The organism is Klebsiella sp. Shm-1 (assembly GCF_040804525.1).
GTDB lineage: Bacteria > Pseudomonadota > Gammaproteobacteria > Enterobacterales > Enterobacteriaceae > Klebsiella > Klebsiella pneumoniae.
The window spans coordinates 3,341,838-3,363,219 of record NZ_CP161823.1; the positions used below are offsets into that span (position 1 = coordinate 3,341,838).

Annotated in this window: 15 protein-coding genes; 6 read left to right on the top strand and 9 right to left on the bottom strand. The window is 58.6% G+C overall.

Annotation, left to right across the window (positions count from 1 at the left end; genetic code table 11):
- Positions 1–56 precede the first annotated feature (56 nt).
- Positions 57–797, top strand: coding sequence for a pyruvate formate lyase 1-activating protein (gene pflA / locus AB1E37_RS16480; protein ID WP_002898145.1), 741 nt, complete (start codon positions 57–59; stop codon positions 795–797).
- 162 nt (positions 798–959) lie between these two features.
- Here pflA and AB1E37_RS16485 read toward each other — a convergent pair whose 3' ends face one another.
- The 9 genes from AB1E37_RS16485 to lrp all read right to left on the bottom strand — a co-directional run bounded on the left by AB1E37_RS16485 (position 960) and on the right by lrp (position 14,867).
- Positions 960–2,108 (bottom strand): MFS transporter, encoded by a 1,149-nt coding sequence (locus AB1E37_RS16485; protein ID WP_004150843.1) that lies wholly within the window; start codon positions 2,106–2,108, stop codon positions 960–962.
- Between the two features lie 274 nt (positions 2,109–2,382).
- Entirely contained in the window at positions 2,383–3,246 is an 864-nt protein-coding gene (locus tag AB1E37_RS16490) for a dimethyl sulfoxide reductase anchor subunit family protein (protein WP_004150844.1), read from the bottom strand.
- A 1-nt stretch (position 3,247) separates the two neighbouring features.
- A complete protein-coding gene (locus AB1E37_RS16495) occupies positions 3,248–3,865 on the bottom strand; it encodes a DMSO/selenate family reductase complex B subunit (RefSeq protein ID WP_004150845.1) in 618 nt (205 codons plus the stop codon).
- Between the two features lie 10 nt (positions 3,866–3,875).
- Positions 3,876–6,314: a dimethylsulfoxide reductase subunit A gene (gene dmsA / locus AB1E37_RS16500; protein ID WP_004147794.1), complete on the bottom strand. Its 2,439-nt coding sequence runs from the start codon at positions 6,312–6,314 to the stop codon at positions 3,876–3,878.
- A 200-nt stretch (positions 6,315–6,514) separates the two neighbouring features.
- Complete coding sequence (gene serS, locus AB1E37_RS16505; RefSeq protein WP_002898139.1) at positions 6,515–7,807, bottom strand: serine--tRNA ligase; 1,293 nt, start codon at positions 7,805–7,807, stop codon at positions 6,515–6,517.
- A gap of 90 nt (positions 7,808–7,897) precedes the next feature.
- A complete protein-coding gene (gene rarA / locus AB1E37_RS16510) occupies positions 7,898–9,241 on the bottom strand; it encodes a replication-associated recombination protein RarA (RefSeq protein WP_004224013.1) in 1,344 nt (447 codons plus the stop codon).
- An 8-nt stretch (positions 9,242–9,249) separates the two neighbouring features.
- Positions 9,250–9,861, bottom strand: coding sequence for an outer membrane lipoprotein chaperone LolA (gene lolA / locus AB1E37_RS16515; protein WP_002898132.1), 612 nt, complete (start codon positions 9,859–9,861; stop codon positions 9,250–9,252).
- Positions 9,862–9,983: 122 nt separating this feature from the next.
- A complete protein-coding gene (ftsK, locus tag AB1E37_RS16520) occupies positions 9,984–14,237 on the bottom strand; it encodes a DNA translocase FtsK (protein WP_058343169.1) in 4,254 nt (1,417 codons plus the stop codon).
- Positions 14,238–14,372: 135 nt separating this feature from the next.
- Positions 14,373–14,867 carry a leucine-responsive transcriptional regulator Lrp gene (gene lrp, locus AB1E37_RS16525; RefSeq protein WP_000228469.1) on the bottom strand — a complete coding sequence of 165 codons (495 nt, stop codon included), beginning with the start codon at positions 14,865–14,867 and terminating at the stop codon, positions 14,373–14,375.
- A gap of 532 nt (positions 14,868–15,399) precedes the next feature.
- Between lrp and trxB the strand changes: the two genes are divergently transcribed.
- From trxB to infA, 5 genes are all read left to right on the top strand, one after another.
- Positions 15,400–16,368 (top strand): thioredoxin-disulfide reductase, encoded by a 969-nt coding sequence (gene trxB / locus AB1E37_RS16530; RefSeq protein ID WP_002898019.1) that lies wholly within the window; start codon positions 15,400–15,402, stop codon positions 16,366–16,368.
- A gap of 114 nt (positions 16,369–16,482) precedes the next feature.
- Complete coding sequence (gene cydD / locus AB1E37_RS16535) at positions 16,483–18,249, top strand: cysteine/glutathione ABC transporter permease/ATP-binding protein CydD (protein ID WP_002898017.1); 1,767 nt, start codon at positions 16,483–16,485, stop codon at positions 18,247–18,249.
- Positions 18,250–19,971: a cysteine/glutathione ABC transporter ATP-binding protein/permease CydC gene (cydC, locus tag AB1E37_RS16540; RefSeq protein ID WP_032447456.1), complete on the top strand. Its 1,722-nt coding sequence runs from the start codon at positions 18,250–18,252 to the stop codon at positions 19,969–19,971. It begins immediately after the preceding gene.
- 44 nt (positions 19,972–20,015) lie between these two features.
- Positions 20,016–20,717: a leucyl/phenylalanyl-tRNA--protein transferase gene (gene aat / locus AB1E37_RS16545; protein ID WP_002898014.1), complete on the top strand. Its 702-nt coding sequence runs from the start codon at positions 20,016–20,018 to the stop codon at positions 20,715–20,717.
- A gap of 353 nt (positions 20,718–21,070) precedes the next feature.
- Positions 21,071–21,289, top strand: a complete 219-nt coding sequence (gene infA / locus AB1E37_RS16550) for a translation initiation factor IF-1 (protein ID WP_001040187.1) — start codon at positions 21,071–21,073, stop codon at positions 21,287–21,289.
- Positions 21,290–21,382: the final 93 nt, after the last annotated feature.

Consider the following 21,382-nt stretch of genomic DNA (forward strand, 5'->3'; position numbering starts at 1 on the left):
GCTGAGCTGCGCACCAACACGGCCCCGGATGGGCCACATCTGGAGAAAACACCGCAATGTCAGTTATTGGTCGCATTCACTCCTTTGAATCCTGTGGCACCGTTGATGGCCCGGGCATCCGCTTTATTACCTTTTTCCAGGGCTGCCTGATGCGCTGCCTGTACTGCCATAACCGTGACACCTGGGATACCCACGGCGGCAAAGAAATCACCGTTGAAGAATTAATGAAAGAGGTGGTGACCTATCGTCACTTTATGAATGCTTCCGGCGGCGGCGTCACCGCCTCGGGCGGTGAGGCGATCCTGCAGGCGGAGTTTGTTCGCGACTGGTTCCGCGCGTGTAAGAAAGAAGGCATCCACACCTGCCTGGATACCAACGGCTTCGTACGTCGCTACGATCCGGTTATCGACGAGCTGCTGGAGGTAACAGACCTGGTGATGCTGGATCTCAAGCAGATGAACGATGAGATTCACCAGAACCTGGTCGGCGTCTCTAACCATCGTACGCTGGAATTCGCCCAGTATCTGGCGAAGAAGAATATCAATGTCTGGATCCGCTACGTGGTGGTTCCCGGCTGGTCAGACGATGATGATTCCGCGCACCGCCTGGGCGAATTTACCCGCGATATGGGCAATGTCGAAAAAATCGAGCTGCTGCCCTACCATGAGCTGGGTAAACACAAATGGGTAGCGATGGGCGAAGAGTACAAGCTGGACGGCGTCCATCCGCCGAAGAAAGAGACCATGGAGCGGGTAAAAGGCATCCTTGAGCAGTATGGTCACAAAGTAATGTACTAATCCCGCCCGGGCCGGTGATGCGCTTATGCCGGCCTGCAACGGCGTGGGAAGCTGTGTCCGCCCCGCCGTTTCATTCTCATGAAAAACGACTTGTCCTCTCTGCGGCAGAAAGCCTATGCGATTGCAGCAGATGACGCGCAGCATGCGCTGCGCGCTGCAGGGTCAGGCGTGCGCCACTGGCGTCGGATGATGCCCGGCTTTGCGCAGCAGGGTCAGCAGATAGATAAACGACACGCTGGCGATCATGATAAACAGCAGGTTGTCTGAGAAGTTCTGCATCAGCATCGCCGTCAGGGTCGGGCCCAGCAGGCTGCCGATGGTATAGCTCATCAGCAGCGCCTGATTCATCGCCACCAGCTGATGGTGCTCCACTTTTTCACAGGCCCAGGCCATCGCCACCGGATACAGCGTGAAACCAGATGCCCCAAGCACAAACAGCGCCGGAGCCATTGCCGCCTGACTAAGCATCGCCAGACATCCCAGAATGACCACAAAGACCTGTACCCGCAGCACCAGCAGGCGACCGTAGCGGTCTGCCAGGCGCCCTACCGGCCACTGGCCGAGGATCCCCGCACTCACCATCACCGCCATCCAGAAGCCGATGCCGGAGTCGCTGACGCCCTGATGGTTCAGCCACAGCGGCATCAGGCCATACAGCGAGCCGAGGACAATCCCCGAAATAATACAGCCATTGACCCCGTGGCGCGCCTGGCGCAGCTTCAGCATCGGCCAGATACGTACCGTTTCATGCGGTTCTTCTGCCTGCCCCATAATGCGGGTAAACAGCAACGGCAGGATCGCCGCCAGCGCCAGGCCGGTCACCCACGGCAGGACGCTCATTAAATCGGTGGGTAATTTACTGACCATCAGCTGGCCCAGTACGGTACCGACGTAATAGACCATCATGTACGCCGCCAGCAGACGACCACGACTGCGGGAAGTGCCGCTGCAAACCAGCGCGCTTTCCACCACCACCCAGATCATCGCGCAACCTACGCCGGCGATAAAACGCCAGCTCAGCCATGTCCAGAAGCCAACGGTGATCCCCAGCCCTACGCAGCCGACGGCGAAAATTAACGATGCGAGATAATAGCTACGGTTAAACCCCAGGCGCTTGATCACCCAGCCGGCCAGCAACGTACCGGCCAGGTTGCCGGTAAAATAGGATGACCCCACCATGCCGACCTGCCAGGTTGGCATGTTTTCATGGGCGAGCCAGAGCGGGACGAGCGTATTCAGCACCGCTATCGCCAGGGTCAATAAAAGCAGGCCACAGAGCAGCATTTGCACTGGCCGGGTGTAGATGGTCATGGGTAAAAACCGTGAGGAATGTTCAGATCGCGAGCGCATCATGCCACTGCTAAAAACATTGTCAATCCACCTGAAATCAGGCGTGACGCGGTTTTGTCGGCTACGATAGAAGTTTTTTATCCAGAGGATGGAAAAAGGTGAGACAACAGATAATACGCTATTGTTTTTGCTGGTTTATTAATAAATGCCGAAGTTAATTTCAGTTGAAAAATTTCATCTATCGACAGCACGTTTTCATCATGCCGGTGGTTAGGCACCGGCATGATGGAGGTGGTTAACTGGCGACAGCCATCCCAACGGTCATATGCAGGCCATAGAATACGCCGCGGCCGATCATCTCTCCCGCCAGTATCAGAACAAAGGCCAGGCCGAGCAGCGAGACCGCCGGTTTGCGGCCGCGAATCTGCGGCACGCACCAGCAGGCCAGGGCCAGCGCCAGCAGCACCACGCGCCAGGCCATAAGCAACCCGTAATCCGGCACCAGGGCGGAGGCCTGCTGAACTGAGCTGCGGATGGTGGCAAGTTCACTTCCCTGCATCACGACCACCATAATACTGACCAGCAGCGCCAGCAAACTAACCACCGGCAGCAGGCGCAGCGCCCAACCATCGACGCCTGCGACGCGCAGCAGCAGGTAGCCCAGCAGTGGACCGCCGATAAACAGCGTCAGGAAGAAGCTCAGCGGCGTCCAAACGGTGTACCAGGTCGGCACCGTGTCGATGGTGTTGTATACCCGCACCATCATCCACACGAAAATCACGCCCAGCACCATGGTCACCACCAGCCACAGGCTCCGCAGGCCGGCAGGCAGCTTTTTGCACACGGCCAGCAGCCAGCCAATTCCGCCGACGGCGAAGAAGATCGCCCCGCTGGCTATTTCATTACTCAGCGACGAGGCTCCCACGCGATTCAGCGAATTAAAGGCCCGCAGCGGCGAGCCAAGGTGCATCGTCGAGGCAATAAACCCGATCCCCATCAATACCCACAGGCCGAACATGCTGCCCACCACGCGCTGCTCCTGCTCACGGGAAAGCTTGCCTGTCATCAGCGCCAGCGCCAGAACAATAAAGCCGCCTACGACGCACTGGCCGAATACCGTAAAGACCATCAGCGGCCATTCATGCCATCCGTTTCCCATCTCACACCTCCTTCGGGTTCGCCAGGTAACCGGTGGTATCGCCACACGGCCGGGCATTGGCGTTAGGTTTGATAACGATACTCGGCCGGGTAAAGTGCGCCGACGGCAGCGGCGCTACCGCGGCCAGCTGGCCGTGCTTAGCGCGCAGTTCGGCAATCGGCCCGAAATCCAACGCCCGCAGCGGGCAGGACTCGACGCAGATCGGCTTTTTCCCCTCGGCGACGCGCTCGTGACAGCCATCGCACTTAGTCATATGGCCTTTGTCGGCATTGTACTGCGGGGCGCCGTACGGGCAGGCCATATGGCAGTAGCGGCAGCCAATGCATACCTCTTCGTTGACCACCACAAAACCGTCTTCGCGCTTATGCATTGCGCCGCTCGGACAGACCTTGGTGCAGGCCGGATCTTCACAGTGGTTACAGGCGATGGAGAGGTAATAGGCAAACACGTTCTGCTGCCAGACGCCGTTGTCCTCCTGCCAGTCGCCGCCGGCATATTCATAGATGCGGCGGAAGCTGACCTCCGGGGTCAGGTTCTTGTAGTCCTTACAGGCCAGTTCGCAGGTTTTGCAACCGGTGCAACGGGCGGAATCAATAAAAAATCCATACTGAGTTGTCATCGGTTACTCCTTACAGCTTCTCAACCTGAACGAGGTTGGTATGCGACGGGTTTCCCTTCGCCAGCGGCGACGGACGCTGGGTGGTCAGCACGTTGATGCTGCCCGCCTGATCCACACGCGAGGCGTCCGGGTTGTACCAGGCCCCTTCCCCCAGCGCGACGACGCCCGGCATCATGCGCGGCGTCACCTTCGCTTCGATATGCACTTCACCCCGATCGTTGAAGATGCGAATACGATCGCCGTTGGCAATGCCGCGCTTGCGGGCGTCGATCGGGTTAATCCACATCTCCTGCCGACAGGCGGCCTTCAGCACATCGACGTTGCCGTAGGTCGAGTGGACGCGAGATTTATAGTGGAAGCCGGTGAGCTGTAGCGGGTATTTCGCTGTCAGCGGATCGTTGTAGTTTTCGAAACCCGGGGTGTAGATCGGCAGCGGATCGATAACATCCCCTTCCGGCAGCTCCCAGGTAGCCGCGATTTTCGCCAGATCCTGCGAGTAAATTTCGATCTTGCCCGAAGGCGTGGTCAGCGGATTAGCCTGCGGATCCTCACGGAAGGCTTTGTAGGCCACATGATGACCTTGCGGATCGCGCTGCTTATAGATGCCCTGCTGACGGAAGGTGTCGAAATCCGGCAGGTCGGGAATCGCTTTGCGCGACTGCTCATACAGATAGCGCATCCAGCCTTCCTGGGTACGGCCCTCGGTAAACTGCTCTTCGACGCCCAGACGCTTTGCCAGTTCGCTGGTCATCTCATAGATGGTTTTGCATTCAAAGCGCGGCTTGATGGCCTGATCGGCAAAGATAACGTAGGACATGTTGCCGCAGGAGGCATCCAGCGCGAAATCCATCTGCTCGGAGGCGGTACAGTCCGGCAGCAGAATATCGGCGTATTTCGCCGAGGAGGTCATATGGCAGTCAATGACCACAATCATCTCGCATTTCTTGTCGTCCTGCAGGATTTCGTGGGTCCGGTTGATCTCAGAATGCTGGTTAATCAGACAGTTGCCCGCATAGTTCCAGATCATTTTGATCGGCACGTCGAGCTTATCTTTACCGCGTACGCCGTCGCGCAGAGCGGTCATTTCCGGGCCGCGCTCAATCGCATCGGTCCACATAAACATCGAGATACTGGTCTCAACAGGATTCTCCAGCGTCGGCATACGCTCAAAAGGCAGACTATACGAGCCCTCGCGCGCCCCGCTATTGCCGCCGTTGATCCCGACGTTACCCGTCAGAATGGCGAGCATTGAGATGGCGCGGGTGGCGATCTCTCCGTTGGCGTGACGCTGCGGACCCCAGCCCTGGCTAATATAGGCCGGTTTGGCGGTGGCAATTTCGCGCGCCAGTTTAACAATGCGTTCGCGCGGAATACCGGTAATTGTCGAGGCCCACTCCGGCGTTTTGGCGATACCGTCAGTGCCCTGGCCAAGAATGTAAGCTTTGTAATGACCATTGGCTGGCGCACCGGCGGGCAGCGTTTTCTCGTCGTATCCCACGCAGTATTTATCGAGGAACGGCTGATCGACCAGATTCTCGGTGATCATCACCCACGCGAGGCCCGAAACCAGTGCCGCATCGGTCCCCGGACGAATCGGGATCCATTCATCTTCACGCCCGGCGCCGGTGTCGGTATAGCGCGGATCGATGATTATCATCCGGGCATTGGATTTCTGCCGCGCCTGTTCAAGGTAGTACGTTACCCCGCCGCCGCTCATCCGCGTTTCGCCGGGGTTATTGCCGAACAGCACCACCAGCTGACTGTTTTCAATATCCGATGGGCTGTTGCCGTCCGCCCAGCCGCCGTAGGTGTAATTCAGACCGGCAGCAATCTGCGCTGATGAATAGTCGCCATAATGATTGAGATAGCCACCGCAGCAGTTCATCAGACGGGCAATCAGCGTTTTCCCCGGCGGCCAGGAGCGGGTCAGCGTCCCGCCGAGCGTGCCGGTGCCGTAGTTCAGATAGATGGATTCATTGCCGTACTCTTTAATCAGCCGCTGCATATTGCTGGCGATGGTATCCAACGCCTCTTCCCAGCTGATTTGCTCGAACTTGCCCTCACCGCGTTTACCAACGCGCTTCATCGGGTACTTCAGACGGTCCGGATTATAGACTCGGCGGCGCATTGAACGCCCACGCAGGCAGGCGCGGACCTGGTGCAAACCGTCATAGTTATCGTCACCGGTATTATCGGTTTCGACGTATTTAATCGCGCCATCCACCACGTGCATGCGCAGCGGGCAACGGCTACCGCAGTTGACGGTGCAGGCGCTCCAGACCACCTTCTCACTGGCGGGCGCCGGCGTATCGGCAGCATGCGACAGTCGGGTAAAGGGTAACGTTAGTGCGTTGCTGGCCAGCGCCAGGCCGCCTATTGCCGTGGTTTTCATCAGACCACGGCGGCTTACCTCAGCAGCCAGTAAAGCATCAGGGGCTTTAATTTTCATGGATACTCGCTTTGGTTGCTCACAATAAACTGACAAGCGTTATATAGACATATATATAATGCTTTGCGATATTATTGGTTTTTTATGCTGGTTTAATCCAAAGGGAGTATCACTGCATTCGCGGCAAGGATTATTGCCCGGTATCAATAAGGGCGTAAAAAAAGCGCCCGCAGGCGCTTTTAAAAGAAGGAGTGAGAAGTTTAGCCGATATATTCGAGGCCACGCATATACGGGCGCAGCACTTCCGGGATCTCGATACGGCCATCAGCCTGCTGATAGTTTTCCATCAGCGCCACCAGGGTACGACCTACTGCCAGGCCAGAACCATTCAGGGTATGAACGAGACGGGTCTTCTTATCGGACTTGCTGCGGCAGCGAGCCTGCATACGACGCGCCTGGAAATCCCAGACGTTGGAGCAGGAGGAGATCTCACGATAAGTGTTTTGCGCCGGAACCCATACTTCGAGGTCATAGGTTTTGCAGGCGCTGAAGCCCATATCGCCGGTGCACAGCGCGACCTTACGGTACGGCAGGCCCAGCAGCTGCAGCACTTTCTCGGCGTGACCGGTCATCTCTTCCAGCGCGGCCATAGAGTCTTCCGGGCGGACGATCTGCACCATTTCAACTTTATCGAACTGGTGCATACGGATCAGACCGCGGGTGTCGCGGCCATAGGAACCGGCTTCAGAGCGGAAGCACGGCGTATGGGCGGTCATTTTGATCGGCAGATCGTCTTCGTCGATGATTTCATCGCGCACCAGGTTGGTCAGCGGCACTTCCGCCGTCGGGATCAGCGCGTAGTTGCTGCTGTCAGCCTCCTCTTCCAGCGGACGGGTATGGAACAGGTCGCCGGCGAATTTCGGCAGCTGGCCAGTGCCATACAGGGTATCCTGGTTTACCAGGTACGGGACATAGTTTTCGCTGTAGCCATGCTGTTCGGTGTGCAGATCCAGCATGAACTGCGCCAGGGCGCGGTGCAGACGGGCCAGCTGCCCTTTCATCACCACGAAGCGCGAGCCGGTGAGCTTAACGGCGGCGGCAAAATCCAGCCCCCCGTGCATTTCACCCAGCGTAACATGATCGCGCACCTCAAAATCGAACTGACGCGGCGTACCCCAGCGGCTAACTTCAACGTTGTCGTTTTCGTCGCGACCAACCGGCACATCATCATGAGGAATATTCGGGATCGCCAGCGCGATATCGCGAATTTCCGCCAGCAGCGTTTCCAGCTCGGATTTTGCAGCATCCAGTTGTTCGCCAAGCTTGTTAACTTCCAGGCGTAATGGCTCGATGTCTTCCCCGCGCGCTTTCGCCTGGCCAATGGATTTCGATCGGGAGTTACGCTCCGCCTGCAGGTTTTCCGTTTGCACCTGCAGAACTTTACGACGCTCTTCAAGCGCGCGAAGTTTATCTACATCCAGCTTAAAGCCCCGGCGTGCCAGTTTTTCTGCGACTGCGTCTGGCTCGGTACGCAGCAGATTGGGATCGAGCATGCTTATCCTGTGCTTATCGAATTAAAAAAGAAAAGTGGCCGCAGACTACGACCACGGAAATAGTGTAATAACCTTACCGCAACGCCTCAATTAGCGGTAGCGTTTTATCGGGCTATTTTGATCCTGTTCAGCGAGCCAGGCGAGCTTTTCGCCAATTTTGCCCTCAAGCCCCCGGTTTGTCGGGTGATAATAGCGCGTTTGCGCCATTTCCTGCGGGAAGTACTGCTCGCCGGCGGCGTAGGCGTTGGGTTCGTCATGAGCGTAACGATACTCCTGGCCGTAGCCCATCTCTTTCATCAGCTTCGTCGGCGCATTGCGCAGATGCACCGGAACGTCGTAGTCAGGACGATCCCGCGCGTCGGCCAGCGCCGCTTTGAAGGCGGTGTACACCGCGTTGCTTTTCGGCGCGCAGGCCAGATAGACAATGGCCTGGGCAATCGCCCGTTCGCCTTCCGCCGGCCCGACGCGGGTAAAGCAGTCCCACGCCGAAATGGCGACCTGCATCGCCCGCGGGTCGGCGTTGCCGACATCTTCCGAGGCAATCGCCAGACAGCGGCGGGCAACGTACAGCGGATCGCCGCCGGCGGTGATGATCCGCGCGTACCAGTAAAGTGCCGCATCCGGCGCGCTACCGCGCACCGACTTATGCAGGGCGGAAATCAAATCGTAGAACCGGTCGCCTTTATTATCAAAGCGCGCGCTGCGCTCGCCGGCGATCTCGGTCAGCAGTTCCGCCTTCAGCACCCGCTTGCCCGAGTCATCGCTTTCGGCCATATCGGCCATCATTTCCAGGGTATTCAGCGCTCGCCGCGCGTCGCCGTTCACTAGCTCGGCAATGGCCCTGCGGGTCTCATCCGGCAAAACGATATCCTGGCCGCCGTAGCCGCGGGTTTTATCGTTCATCGCCTGGTCAAGCACCTGCTCGATATCGTCGGTGGTCAGCGATTTCAGTAAGTAGACGCGGGCGCGGGAGAGCAGCGCCGAGTTAAGCTCAAAGGAGGGGTTTTCGGTGGTCGCGCCAATAAAAGTAATGGTGCCGTCTTCAATATGCGGCAGAAAGGCATCCTGCTGGCTTTTATTAAAGCGATGCACTTCGTCAACAAACAGGATGGTCCGCCGGCCGGCGTTGCGATTTTGCCGCGCGCGCTCAATAGCCTCGCGAATCTCTTTCACCCCGGAGGTTACCGCTGAGATCCGTTCGACATCGGCGCTGGCGTAGCGGGCAATCACTTCCGCCAGAGTGGTCTTGCCGGTACCCGGCGGCCCCCAGAGGATCATCGAATGCAGGTGCCCGGCCTCAATGGCCCGCGGCAGGGGTTTACCCGGCGCCAGCAGGTGCTGCTGGCCAATATACTGCGCTAAATTTTCTGGCCGCATGCGAGCGGCCAGAGGTTGAAACGCGTTGTCGGAAAAATCGAGCGACAGATTGCTCACTTTCGCCTCTACTTACGTTGATCGTCCACCGTCACCCCTTTCGGCGGCGTAAAGGTGAACTTAGCTGCGTCGACGGCGCCGTTCTGCTGCGATTTCAGCTGATAGCTGCTGCGCTGATCATCCTGCTCGACGGCGCTGAACTGATGGATAGTGCCGTCCCGACCGACGTTGATCGTGAACTGCTTGAGGTTGCCGCTGCCGCTTTTTGGCGTCAGCACAAAATCATCGCCATTTTGCTTGATATTATATTGCTGCCAGTCGCTGGACTGGTTGCGGGCAATCAGCATAAACGGCGTGTTGCTGGTAGCGTCTTTCAGCCAGGTCGCCGTGGCCTGCTCGACGAACGGGTTATAGAACCACAGCGTTTTACCATCCGAAACGAGGACGCTCTCATCCGGCTGGGTCATATGCCAGTTAAACAGGTTCGGGCGTTTCACCCACAGGTCTCCCTGCCCGTCCTGCACGGCGTTACCGCTGCCGTCGGTAACTTTTTGCGTGAAGCTGGCATGGAAGCTGCTCACTTTATCAAGACGGCTTTTTAAGTCGCTGGCCGCATCTGCCCAGACCTGGCTGACGACCATACCAGACAGTAATGCACAGGTGATTGCGAGTTTTTTCATTGTTCTTCCTTAATGTGCGTCACTCCCGACGCGGGAGCCTCTTCTGCCCCTACTGTAGGACCGCCGGCGGCGGTGGGACAGAAGAATTGGCTGATTTTGCGCTTATTTACCCAACTTTGCACTCATTCAAAGGGCGGCGGCGCCAGCACTTCGCGGTTACCGTTATGGCCCTGCTCGCTGACGATACCCTGCGCTTCCATCTGTTCGATAATACGCGCGGCACGGTTATAGCCGATGCGGAACTGACGCTGAACCCCGGAAATCGACGCTTTGCGCTTCTCGGTCACAAAGTTGACTGCCTGATCGAACAACGGATCCAGCTCTTCCCCGCCGTCGAAGCCGCCACCGCCGCCTTCGCTTTCGCTGTCGGAGGTAATGCCATCCACATATTGCGGGCGACCGCGGGCTTTCCAGTCCTGAACCACGGCGTGGACTTCCTGGTCGCGCACAAACGCCCCGTGGACACGCACCGGCGTGGTAGAGTTCGGCCCGGAGTAAAGCATATCCCCCATACCCAGCAGCGATTCCGCGCCGCCCTGATCGAGAATGGTACGTGAGTCAATTTTACTCGACACGGTAAAGGCGATGCGCGTCGGGATGTTGGCCTTAATCAGGCCGGTAATAACATCTACCGACGGACGCTGTGTCGCCAGCACCAGGTGGATCCCCGCCGCGCGCGCTTTCTGCGCCAGGCGAGCGATCAGCTCTTCCACCTTTTTGCCGACGGTCATCATCAGATCGGCGAATTCATCCACCAGCACCACGATGTACGGCAGTTTTTCCAGCACCGGATGTACGGCGTCCATGCTGTCGCCAGGCTTCCAGTACGGATCCGGGATCGGACGTCCCATGCGCGCGGCTTCGGCGATCTTCTCGTTGTAGCCCGCCAGGTTACGCACGCCCAGCGCCGACATCAGCTTGTAGCGGCGCTCCATCTCATTGACGCTCCAGCGCAGCGCATTGGCGGCGTCTTTCATGTCGGTGACCACTTCCGTCAGCAGGTGCGGAATTCCTTCGTAGACCGACAGCTCGAGCATTTTCGGGTCGATCATAATGAAACGCACATCTTCCGGCTGCGCCTTGTAGAGCATGCTGAGGATCATGGCGTTGACGCCAACAGACTTACCGGAACCGGTGGTACCGGCCACCAGCAGATGCGGCATTTTCGCCAGATCGGCTACTACCGGATCGCCAGCGATGTCTTTACCCAGCACCACGGTGAGCGGAGATGGGTTATCACGGAACTTGGCGTTGTCGAGCACTTCACGCAGGTAGACGGTCTGGCGTTTTTTATTCGGCAGCTCAAGCCCGACATACGGTTTGCCCGGGATCACCTCCACCACGCGCACGGCGACCGTTGACAGCGATCGCGCCAGGTCCCGTGACAGGTTAGAGATCCGTGCGGCCTTAACGCCAGGCGCCAGATTCAGTTCGAAGCGGGTGATCACCGGCCCCGGTGAGTAGTTCACCACATCCGCTTTAATGCGGAAATCGGCGAGTCGCGCTTCCACCAGGCGTGCCATCTGCTCGAGAGCAAAGGTATCCACCGGCTCGACTTCACTCGGCGGCGGGGTAAGCAGATCCAGCGACGGCAGTGGCGTGGTCGGCTTTTGCAGCGGTCGACTATCGCCATTGCGCATCAGCAGCGGGTGGATCAGGCTCTCCTGCGGCGCAGGGGCGGCAGGCTGATGCCCCTGAGGGGCAACCGGTTGTTGCGGCTGCACGGGCTGCGACGCAGTCGGATAGGATTGCGGCTGCGGCGGCACAGGCTGATGGTGTATCGGCTGATGCTGCGCAGGTTGATAACCCTGCTGCGGAGCGGCCGCCGGTTGTTGATAGCGCTGGGCCGGCTGCTGCGGCTGGACTTCCGGCGTCGGCGTAAACAGCGGTTCGCTCGGGCCGTCATTGACCAACGTTTTCATCGGCGAGAATTCATAATCTGCCGGCGAGAACGGGTTGGCGCCCGGCGGCTGCTCGGTAGCGTACCGCTGCTGCTGGGTAGCGGCAAACTGACGCGCCAGCTCCGCTTCCGCCGCGGCGTCGGCCTCATCGTCATCAGTCACGTTATCGTCTTCCCAGCGATGACCGTAGCGCTGCTGCTGGGTGGCGGCGAACTGGCGAGCCAGTTCATCCTGCTCCATAGCATCCGCTTCCTCATCCGAGAGCAGCTCATCATCATAATGCGGATCGCGCTCCGCCTGCCGCGCGCGCTGTTCCGCCTCCCGCTGCGACGGTAGCTTGATGCCGTAGGAGGCCAGTTCCCGACGCGTAGGAACACGCACGCGATTGGGCCGCGGTAGTTTTGGACCGATGCCCTCTTTCACCTGAACCCGTGGGCCGCTGGACGCCGGGCTGAACAATGGCGTAGCCGCAGCGGATGCGGCAGTGGACGAGGTTGTTGCCGCCGCGCCGCCGCTGGCGGCGGTAGCCTGATGCACCCCAGCCGCTACCGCAGAGACTACGGTTGTCTCCACTGGCGGTTTGGACGCAGTGGTCGGCGGCGTCAGCGGTTTAGTGGCAATCGGACTTTCCGGCTCAGGAATTGGCTGATACCAGGAGGCCAACAGCTCGCGTTCGCGCGCCCGCTTCTCTTCCACTTCCTCGAAATAATAGAGCGGCGGACGTTTCACTTCCTCCTGCACGACCTCGGGCTCTGGCTCCGGTGGGGGAACTGGCGCGCTTTGCGGCTGATACGCCGCTGGCTCCGGCTGATACGGCTGCGGCGCGGGCTGGCCGGCATGCGGATCGTAAGCTGGCTGCTGATAGGTCTGAGGCGCAGGCTGACCGGCATTCGGATCGTAAGCCGGCTGCTGATAGGTCTGAGGCGCAGGCTGACCGGCATAGGGATCGTAAGTTGGCTGCTGATACGGCGCTGGCTCAGGCTGATAGGCCTGCGGCGCAGGTTGACCGGCATACGGATCGTAAGCCGGCTGCTGATACGGCGCTGGCTCCGGCTGATAGGCCTGCGGTGCAGGTTGACCGGCATGCGGATCGTAAGCCGGCTGCTGATACGGCGCTGGCTCCGGCTGATAGACCTGCGGCGCAGGTTGACCGGCACGCGGATCGTAAGCCGGCTGCTGATACGGCGCTGGCTCAGGCTGATAGGCCTGCGGCGCAGGTTGACCGGCACGCGGATCGTAAACCGGCTGTTGATACGGCGCTGGCTCAGGCTGATACGCCTGCGGTGCGGTTTGCCCCGCTGGCGGCTGATAAGCAGCCTGCTGGAACGGAGCGGGTTCAGGCTGATAGGCCTGCTGCGGCGGATAGCTGGCTTCCGGCTGATAAGCTGGCGCAGCGCCGTGATGGCCCACCGGTGATTCTGCCCACGCCTGCGGCGCGGCAGTAGCCGCCGCCGCTGCGCTTACCGGCTCAGCGATACTGTGGCCATTCAACAACGGATCGTAAGGGTCGAAATCGCCCGGGCGCACGGCGCTGGCGCCGGAGAACAGCACATCATCCTCTGCGGGACGCGCGGCGCTGGCGCCGGAAAACAGTACATCGTCGGCGGCAACAGGGGCCCCGCTGGCGCTGTATTGCACCACCTCTTCGCCGTCATCCATCCGTTTGCCGGAGAAAAGCGCAGCGTCGGTTTTACGCCCCATAGGGTTGGTAAACTTCTCGGCCAGACGCTTACGCCGCGCCAGCGCGCTGCGTAAGATACGGGCGCGACGCGATTCCTGCGGCCTGGCCGCCTCTTCGTCGTCGTACTCTTCCTCGTCGTCTTCGTATTCGCCTTCATCGACCCAGGTATCATCCCGACGGGTACGGTTGCTGGCAAAGGTGAGAACGGACAGGATGCCGCCGCCCAGCTTTTCCGCAATGCTGACCCACGACCAGCCGGTGAACAGCGTCAGCCCGGCCGCCCAGATACACAACAGGGCGATGGTGCCGCCGCTGCTGTGCAGCAGGGGTTGCAGCGTGGTGCTCAGCAGGCTGCCGATCACCCCGCCGGAAGCGAAGTACCAGATATCATCGGCGTTAATCGCCGCCAGACCACAGGAGGTCAGGATCAGGGCTAACGCACCGATGAGGCGAAGGGAAACGGCAAAATAATCAATGTATTCGTCGTTTTCCTGATGCCGCCAGGCAAACCAGCATCCGCCGATGATGATCACCGGGATGGTGTAGGCCATGACGCCAAAAATGAAAAAGAGGGTATCGGCAAGCCACGCGCCGGGGGCGCCGCCTAAATTATGAATAGGCTCATGCCATGCCGTTTGCGACCAGCTGGGGTCCGAGGGGTTAAAGCTCAGTAGTGCCGCCATCAGCCAGATGGCGAAGAGGGAGCAAAGGATGAGCATCGCCTCAAGGAGTCGGCGCCCGCTGCTGAGTTTGGTTAGTTTGACTTCTTTGTCTTCGGTGTATTCCTGGCTCAAGAAAGGCTCTCCAGGTATCAGGCTGTTTCCTGCCTGCTGCTAAAACGGACAACAGCGCCGGGTCTCCCCGGCACTGTTGCTGTATGGATTAACAGGAGTGTAATCAAACTACGTCGAGTTTGCACCTGTTCCGTGTTAGCGCGTCTTAATAACCAGACGATTACTTTGCTTGACTTCTTCCATTACCACATAGGTACGGGTGTCGTTAACGCCCGGCAGGCGCAGCAAGGTCTCGCCCAGTAATTTACGATACGCTGACATATCCGGTACACGGGTTTTCAACAGATAGTCGAAATCACCGGAAACCAGATGACACTCTTGAATTTCTTCAAGTTTTTGCACTGCGGCGTTAAATTGCTCAAACACATCCGGTGCGCCACGATTCAGAGTAATCTCAACAAATACCAGAAGTGATGCATCCAGATAATGCGGGTTGAGCAGCGCCGTATAGCCCTGAATAAAACCCTGTCTTTCAAGACGACGCACACGCTCAAGGCAAGGCGTCGGAGAAAGTCCCACCCGTTTAGAAAGCTCGACGTTAGAAATTCGCCCATCTTTTTGCAATTCATTCAGGATGTTACGATCAATGCGGTCGAGATCTTTGCCAGGGCGCTTCTTGCTATCTACCATTATTATTGTCTCTCTGTATTCCTTCCCTACTCCTGTTCCGGCTCTGAGCCTTCACTGCCAGAGCCCATCCTGTTATCACCCGTACGACATTGGGTAACCCAGGGGTACGTGAGAAGCCCGTTGCCTGACGGCAGTCACCGACATCACGCATGGCGTCTGTCCACACCATGCGTAGATTTCGTTAACCCGGATAAAAATGGCATTTGCGTGCATGAAAATTCGCCGCACGCTAAATACTGCTTTTCTTCTTCCTTGAATGTTTTCGCAAAAGCACAGGTGATTGTCAAAGCAAAACATCGATTTTTAGTACAAGATGCCAGATATTCATCATCCGCCCTGGTTGATTCTCATTTTTTCGTCTTATAATTGTCCCGCCGACAGTAGAAATAGTTATATTCCTTGCCGGGAAAATCACCAATTCATTGGCAGCTTCTATTGCACACATCGTTAACAAAATCGCTGTGCTCTTTTTTTACGACAACAAATTCCCTACAATCCCAGCCCAATGTATGCCAATTATTATGGGGATCTCATGGGCACAGCCAAACACAGTAAACTGCTTATCCTTGGTTCTGGACCTGCGGGATACACCGCGGCGGTCTATGCCGCACGCGCCAACCTGCAGCCGGTGCTGATCACCGGGATGGAAAAAGGCGGTCAGCTGACCACCACGACGGAAGTGGAAAACTGGCCAGGCGATCCGAACGATCTCACCGGTCCGCTGCTGATGGAGCGCATGCACGAGCATGCCGCAAAATTTGAAACCGAGATCATTTTCGACCATATCAGCCGCGTCGATTTGCAAAACCGCCCTTTCCGTCTGACAGGCGACAGCGGCGAGTACACCTGTGACGCGCTGATCATCGCCACCGGCGCTTCCGCCCGTTATCTGGGCCTGCCTTCCGAAGAAGCCTTCAAAGGCCGCGGCGTTTCCGCGTGCGCTACCTGCGACGGATTCTTCTATCGCAACCAGAAAGTGGCGGTGATCGGCGGCGGCAACACCGCAGTGGAAGAGGCTCTGTATCTGTCGAATATCGCCTCTGAGGTACACCTGATCCACCGTCGCGATTCCTTCCGTGCGGAAAAAATCCTCATCAAACGCCTGATGGATAAAGTGGCAAGCGGCAACATCGTGCTGCATACCGATCGTACCCTCGAAGAGGTGACCGGCGACCAGATGGGCGTCAGCGGCCTGCGCCTGCGCGATACCAAAAACAGCGACAATGTCGAGTCCCTGGAAGTGGCTGGTTTATTTGTCGCCATCGGCCACAGCCCGAACACCGCCATCTTTGAGGGCCAGCTGGAGCTGGAGAACGGCTACATCAAAGTGCAGTCCGGTATCCACGGCAATGCGACCCAGACCAGCATCCCGGGCGTGTTCGCCGCCGGCGATGTCATGGACCATATCTATCGTCAGGCCATCACTTCTGCGGGCACCGGCTGCATGGCGGCGCTGGATGCGGAGCGTTACCTCGACGGTTTGGCTGACGCTTGCAAATAATCTTTACAAGTCAGTAACAAAGGTAAAGAAGGCGACGAAAAGTCGCCTTTATTTTTGCTGCGATGTAACATTGCCGTGCCCAATACTCCGATAACGACACCTGCAAAGCGCGCAATGAATAAAACCCGTCAACAAGAGTTAACCCGCTGGTTAAAACAGCAAAGCATTATCTCCCGTCGCTGGTTGATGATTTCCCGCCTGCTTGGCGTGGCGAGCGGTCTGCTGATCGTGGCGCAGGCCTGGTTCCTGGCGCGGATCCTGCATCGGATGGTAATGGAGAATATTCCAGCGACCGCCCTGCTGCTGCCGCTCACGCTGCTGGTGCTGATCTTTGTACTACGCGCCTGGGTGGTCTGGCTGCGTGAGCGGGTCGGCTTTCAGGCCGGGCAGCATATTCGCTATGAAATTCGCCGCCAGGTTCTTGACCGCCTCCAGCAGGCAGGCCCGGCGTGGATCCAGGGCAAACCGGCCGGCAGCTGGGCAACGCTTATTCTTGAGCAAATCGACGACATGCACGACTATTATGCCCGCTACCTGCCCCAGATGACGCTGGCGGCCTGCGTACCGCTGCTGATCGTTATTACTATTTTTCCGATTAACTGGGCCGCCGCGCTAATCCTTCTCGGCACCGCCCCGCTGATCCCGCTTTTCATGGCGCTGGTCGGGATGGGCGCCGCCGACGCCAACCGGCGTAACTTCCAGGCGCTGGCCCGCCTCAGCGGCCACTTCCTCGACCGCCTGCGCGGCATGGAAACCCTGCGTATTTTTCATCGCGGTCAGGCAGAAACCGATAATATTCGCGACGCCTCGCAGGATTTTCGCCAACGCACCATGGAAGTCCTGCGTCTGGCCTTCCTCTCCTCCGGGGTTCTGGAGTTTTTCACCTCCCTCTCCATTGCGCTGGTAGCGGTGTATTTTGGCTTTTCTTACCTTGGCGAGCTGAACTTCGGCCACTATGGCGCGGGCGTCACGCTGATGGCGGGATTCCTGACGCTGATCCTCGCCCCGGAATTTTTCCAGCCGTTACGTGACCTGGGTACCTTCTACCATGCCAAAGCTCAGGCCGTGGGCGCCGCAGACAGCCTGAAAACGTTTATGGAAACGCCGCTGACCCAGGTAGAGCGTGGCGAGAAAACGTTAAATGACAACGATCTGATTAGCGTGGAAGCGCGCGACCTGGTGATCAAATCTCCGGAAGGTAAAGTTCTGGCGGGGCCGCTTAATTTTGCGCTGCCCGCCGGCGCTCGCGTGGTGCTGGTCGGCCAGAGCGGATCCGGGAAAAGCTCTTTGCTGAATACACTGCTCGGCTTTCTGCCCTATGAGGGGTCGCTGATGGTCAACGGCGTAGAGCTGCGCGAGCTGGACGCTGAGCGCTGGCGCCGCCTGCTGAGCTGGGTAGGACAGAATCCGCAGTTGCCTGCCGCCACGCTGCGGGAAAACGTGCTGCTGGCGTGGCCCGAAGCTAGCGAAGCACAGCTTAGGCTGGCGCTGGACAAGGCCTGGGTCAGCGAGTTTATCGCCCTGCTGCCGCAGGGGATCCATACCGCCGTAGGCGATCAGGCGGGTCGTCTGTCGGTAGGCCAGGCGCAGCGTATCGCGGTCGCCCGCGCGCTGTTGGTGCCGTGCCGCCTGCTGCTGCTGGATGAACCTGCCGCCAGCCTTGACGCCCATAGCGAACAGCGAGTCATGCAGGCCCTGACCCACGCTTCCAGTGAGCAAACCACGCTGCTGGTCACCCACCAGCTCGAGGGGCTGGCCGACTGGGACGACGTCTGGGTGATGCAGGACGGACAGATTATCGAACAAGGCGACTACGCCACGCTGGCCCGTGCTGGTGGGGTCTTCTCGGCGCTGCTGGCCCATCGTCAGGAGGAGATTTAAATGCGCGCACTTTTACCCTATCTGGCGCTCTATAAACGCCATAAATGGATGCTGCTGCTTGGCGTCGTGCTGGCCATTGTGACCCTGCTGGCCAGCATCGGCCTGCTGACGCTCTCCGGCTGGTTCCTCTCCGCCTCAGCGGTGGTGGGCGTCGCCGGGACCTACAGTTTTAACTATATGCTGCCTGCCGCGGGCGTTCGCGGCGCGGCAATTATCCGTACCGCCGGGCGCTACTTTGAGCGCCTGGTCAGCCACGACGCTACCTTTCGCGTGCTGCAGCACCTGCGCGTTTTCACCTTCAGCAAACTGCTCCCCCTCTCTCCGGCGGGGCTGGCGCGCTTTCGCCAGGGTGAGCTGCTCAACCGGGTGGTAGCCGACGTTGACACCCTGGATCATCTCTACCTGCGGGTCATTTCGCCGCTGGTCGGCGCGCTGGTGGTGATTGTGGTCGTCACCTGCGGATTAAGTCTGCTCGACGTCACCCTCGCGCTGACGCTCGGCGGTATCATGCTGGCGACCCTGCTGGTTATGCCGCCGCTGTTCTATCGCGCAGGTAAGCCAGCCGGCGAAAGTATGACGCAGCTGCGCGGCCAGTATCGCCAACAGCTCACCGCCTGGCTGCAGGGTCAGGCGGAGCTGATGGTATTTAACGCCAGCGACCGCTACCGCGCACAAATGGAAAAGACCGAGCTGAGCTGGCAGGATGCACAGCGGCGCCAGGCCGAGCTGACCGCGCTTTCGCAGGCGGTAATGCTGTTAATCGGTGGCATCGCCGTGGTGGCCATGCTCTGGCTGGCCTCAGACGGCGTCGGCGGCAATAGTCAGCCCGGGGCGCTGATCGCGCTATTCGTATTCTGCGCGCTGGCGGCTTTTGAAGCCCTGGCGCCAGTCACTGGCGCTTTCCAGCATTTAGGCCAAGTGATCGCCTCCGCGCGGCGGATCTCGCAGATTACCGACCAGCAGCCGGAGGTCACCTTTGTCGAAGATGAAGCCAGTCCGCCAGCGCAGGTGGCCCTAACGCTTCAGGAGGTCACCTTCCGCTATCCTCAGCAGCCCTCCCCTGCCCTGGAGAATATTTCCCTGCAGATTGCCGCCGGAGAGCACATCGCCATTCTTGGCCGGACCGGCTGCGGAAAATCGACGCTGTTGCAGTTGCTTACCCGCGCCTGGGACCCGTCACAGGGAGAGATTCTGCTCAACAATCAGCCGCTCTCCGGCCTCAGCGAAGCCACTCTTCGGCAGGTAATGAGCGTAGTGCCGCAGCGCGTGCACCTGTTCAGCGCCACCCTGCGCGACAACCTGCTGCTGGCGGCGCCTGAAGCGGATGACGCTCATCTCAGCGCTACCCTTGAGAAGGTGGGCCTCGAAAAACTGCTGCAAGATGGTGGTCTTAACGGCTGGCTGGGCGAAGGCGGGCGTCAGCTCTCCGGCGGCGAACTGCGCCGACTGGCCATTGCCCGCGCGCTGCTCCACGATGCGCCGCTGATGCTGCTCGATGAACCGACAGAAGGTCTGGATGCGGCCACCGAAAGCCAGATCCTGCATCTACTGGCAGATGTCATGCGCGACAAAACCGTGCTGATGGTGACCCATCGCCTGCGGGGCCTGGCGGGTTTTAATCAGATAATAGTCATGGACAACGGCCAGATAATTGAGCAAGGTAGTCACGCGGAGCTGCTCGCTAAACAGGGCCGGTACTTCCAGTTTAAACAGCGTCTGTAGGCTATTCTATTATCTAATTTTTGCTGATGCGTATTGAGGTTAAAATGCGTCTGGTTCAGCTCTCCCGGCACTCTATCGCCTTCCCCTCTCCGGAAGGCGCCTTGCGAGAACCTAATGGCCTGCTGGCGCTCGGCGGCGATCTGAGCCCCGCGCGGCTGCTGATGGCCTATCAGCGTGGTATTTTTCCCTGGTTTTCCCCTGGCGACCCGATCCTCTGGTGGTCGCCCGACCCCCGGGCGGTACTTTGGCCAGAGCAATTCCATCTCAGCCGCAGCATGAAGCGCTTCCATCAGCGTTCGCCCTACCGGGTCACGCTCAACCACGCCTTTGGCGAAGTGATTGAGGGCTGCGCCAGCGATCGTGACGAAGGCACCTGGATAACCAGCAGTATCGTTCGCGCCTATCACCAGCTGCATGAGCTGGGTCATGCCCACTCCATTGAAGTCTGGCAGGAGAATACCCTGGTGGGAGGAATGTACGGCGTAGCGCAGGGAGCGCTGTTTTGCGGCGAATCGATGTTTAGCCGGGCGGAAAATGCCTCCAAAACCGCGCTGCTGGTATTTTGCCAGGACTTTGCGCACAGCGGCGGTAAATTAATTGACTGTCAGGTACTGAACAACCATACCGCGTCATTAGGCGCAGTGGATATTCCCCGCCGCGATTATCTGGACTATCTGTCGGTATTACGCGGCTACCGACTGCCCGAGCGATTTTGGGTGCCGCGGGTGCTATTTCCTGGCGGATAATAAAATGTTTTCAGCACATTTTGCGTCAGGATGGTATAATTGCGCGGTAGAGTAGCTTCTGCCTGTTGCCCCGCCGCCGTTTGGGAATAATAAGAGTCAGATAACGCCCATCGTTCTGTCACTCCCCTTTACGTTTGCGCCTGTCACGCGGCATGGCCGTGTGTGTCCCGGGCAATGCGCCAAAACTACTTCGGCGATTCATACCCGTCATATTTCCGTAGCCGCTGCGCTGACTATGCGCCTTGCGGCAAGGTGAATGATTCAGGGTAGATACGTAAAACTTTACTTACATGATGAACTTCGGCATTATCTTGCCGGTTCAAAACTACGGTAGTGATACCCCAGAGGACTAGATGGCCAAAGAAGACAATATTGAAATGCAGGGCACCGTACTTGAAACGTTGCCTAACACTATGTTCCGCGTAGAACTGGAAAACGGTCACGTGGTAACCGCGCATATCTCCGGTAAAATGCGTAAAAACTACATCCGCATTCTGACGGGCGACAAAGTGACTGTTGAGCTGACCCCGTACGACCTGAGCAAAGGCCGCATTGTCTTCCGTAGTCGCTGATTGTTTTCGCCCTTAAGGCGTCAGACGCTGAAGGCCGGGATAATTCCCGGTCTTTTCATTTCTGCCGTCAGCAAAAAAAACCGGCCCCTGGCC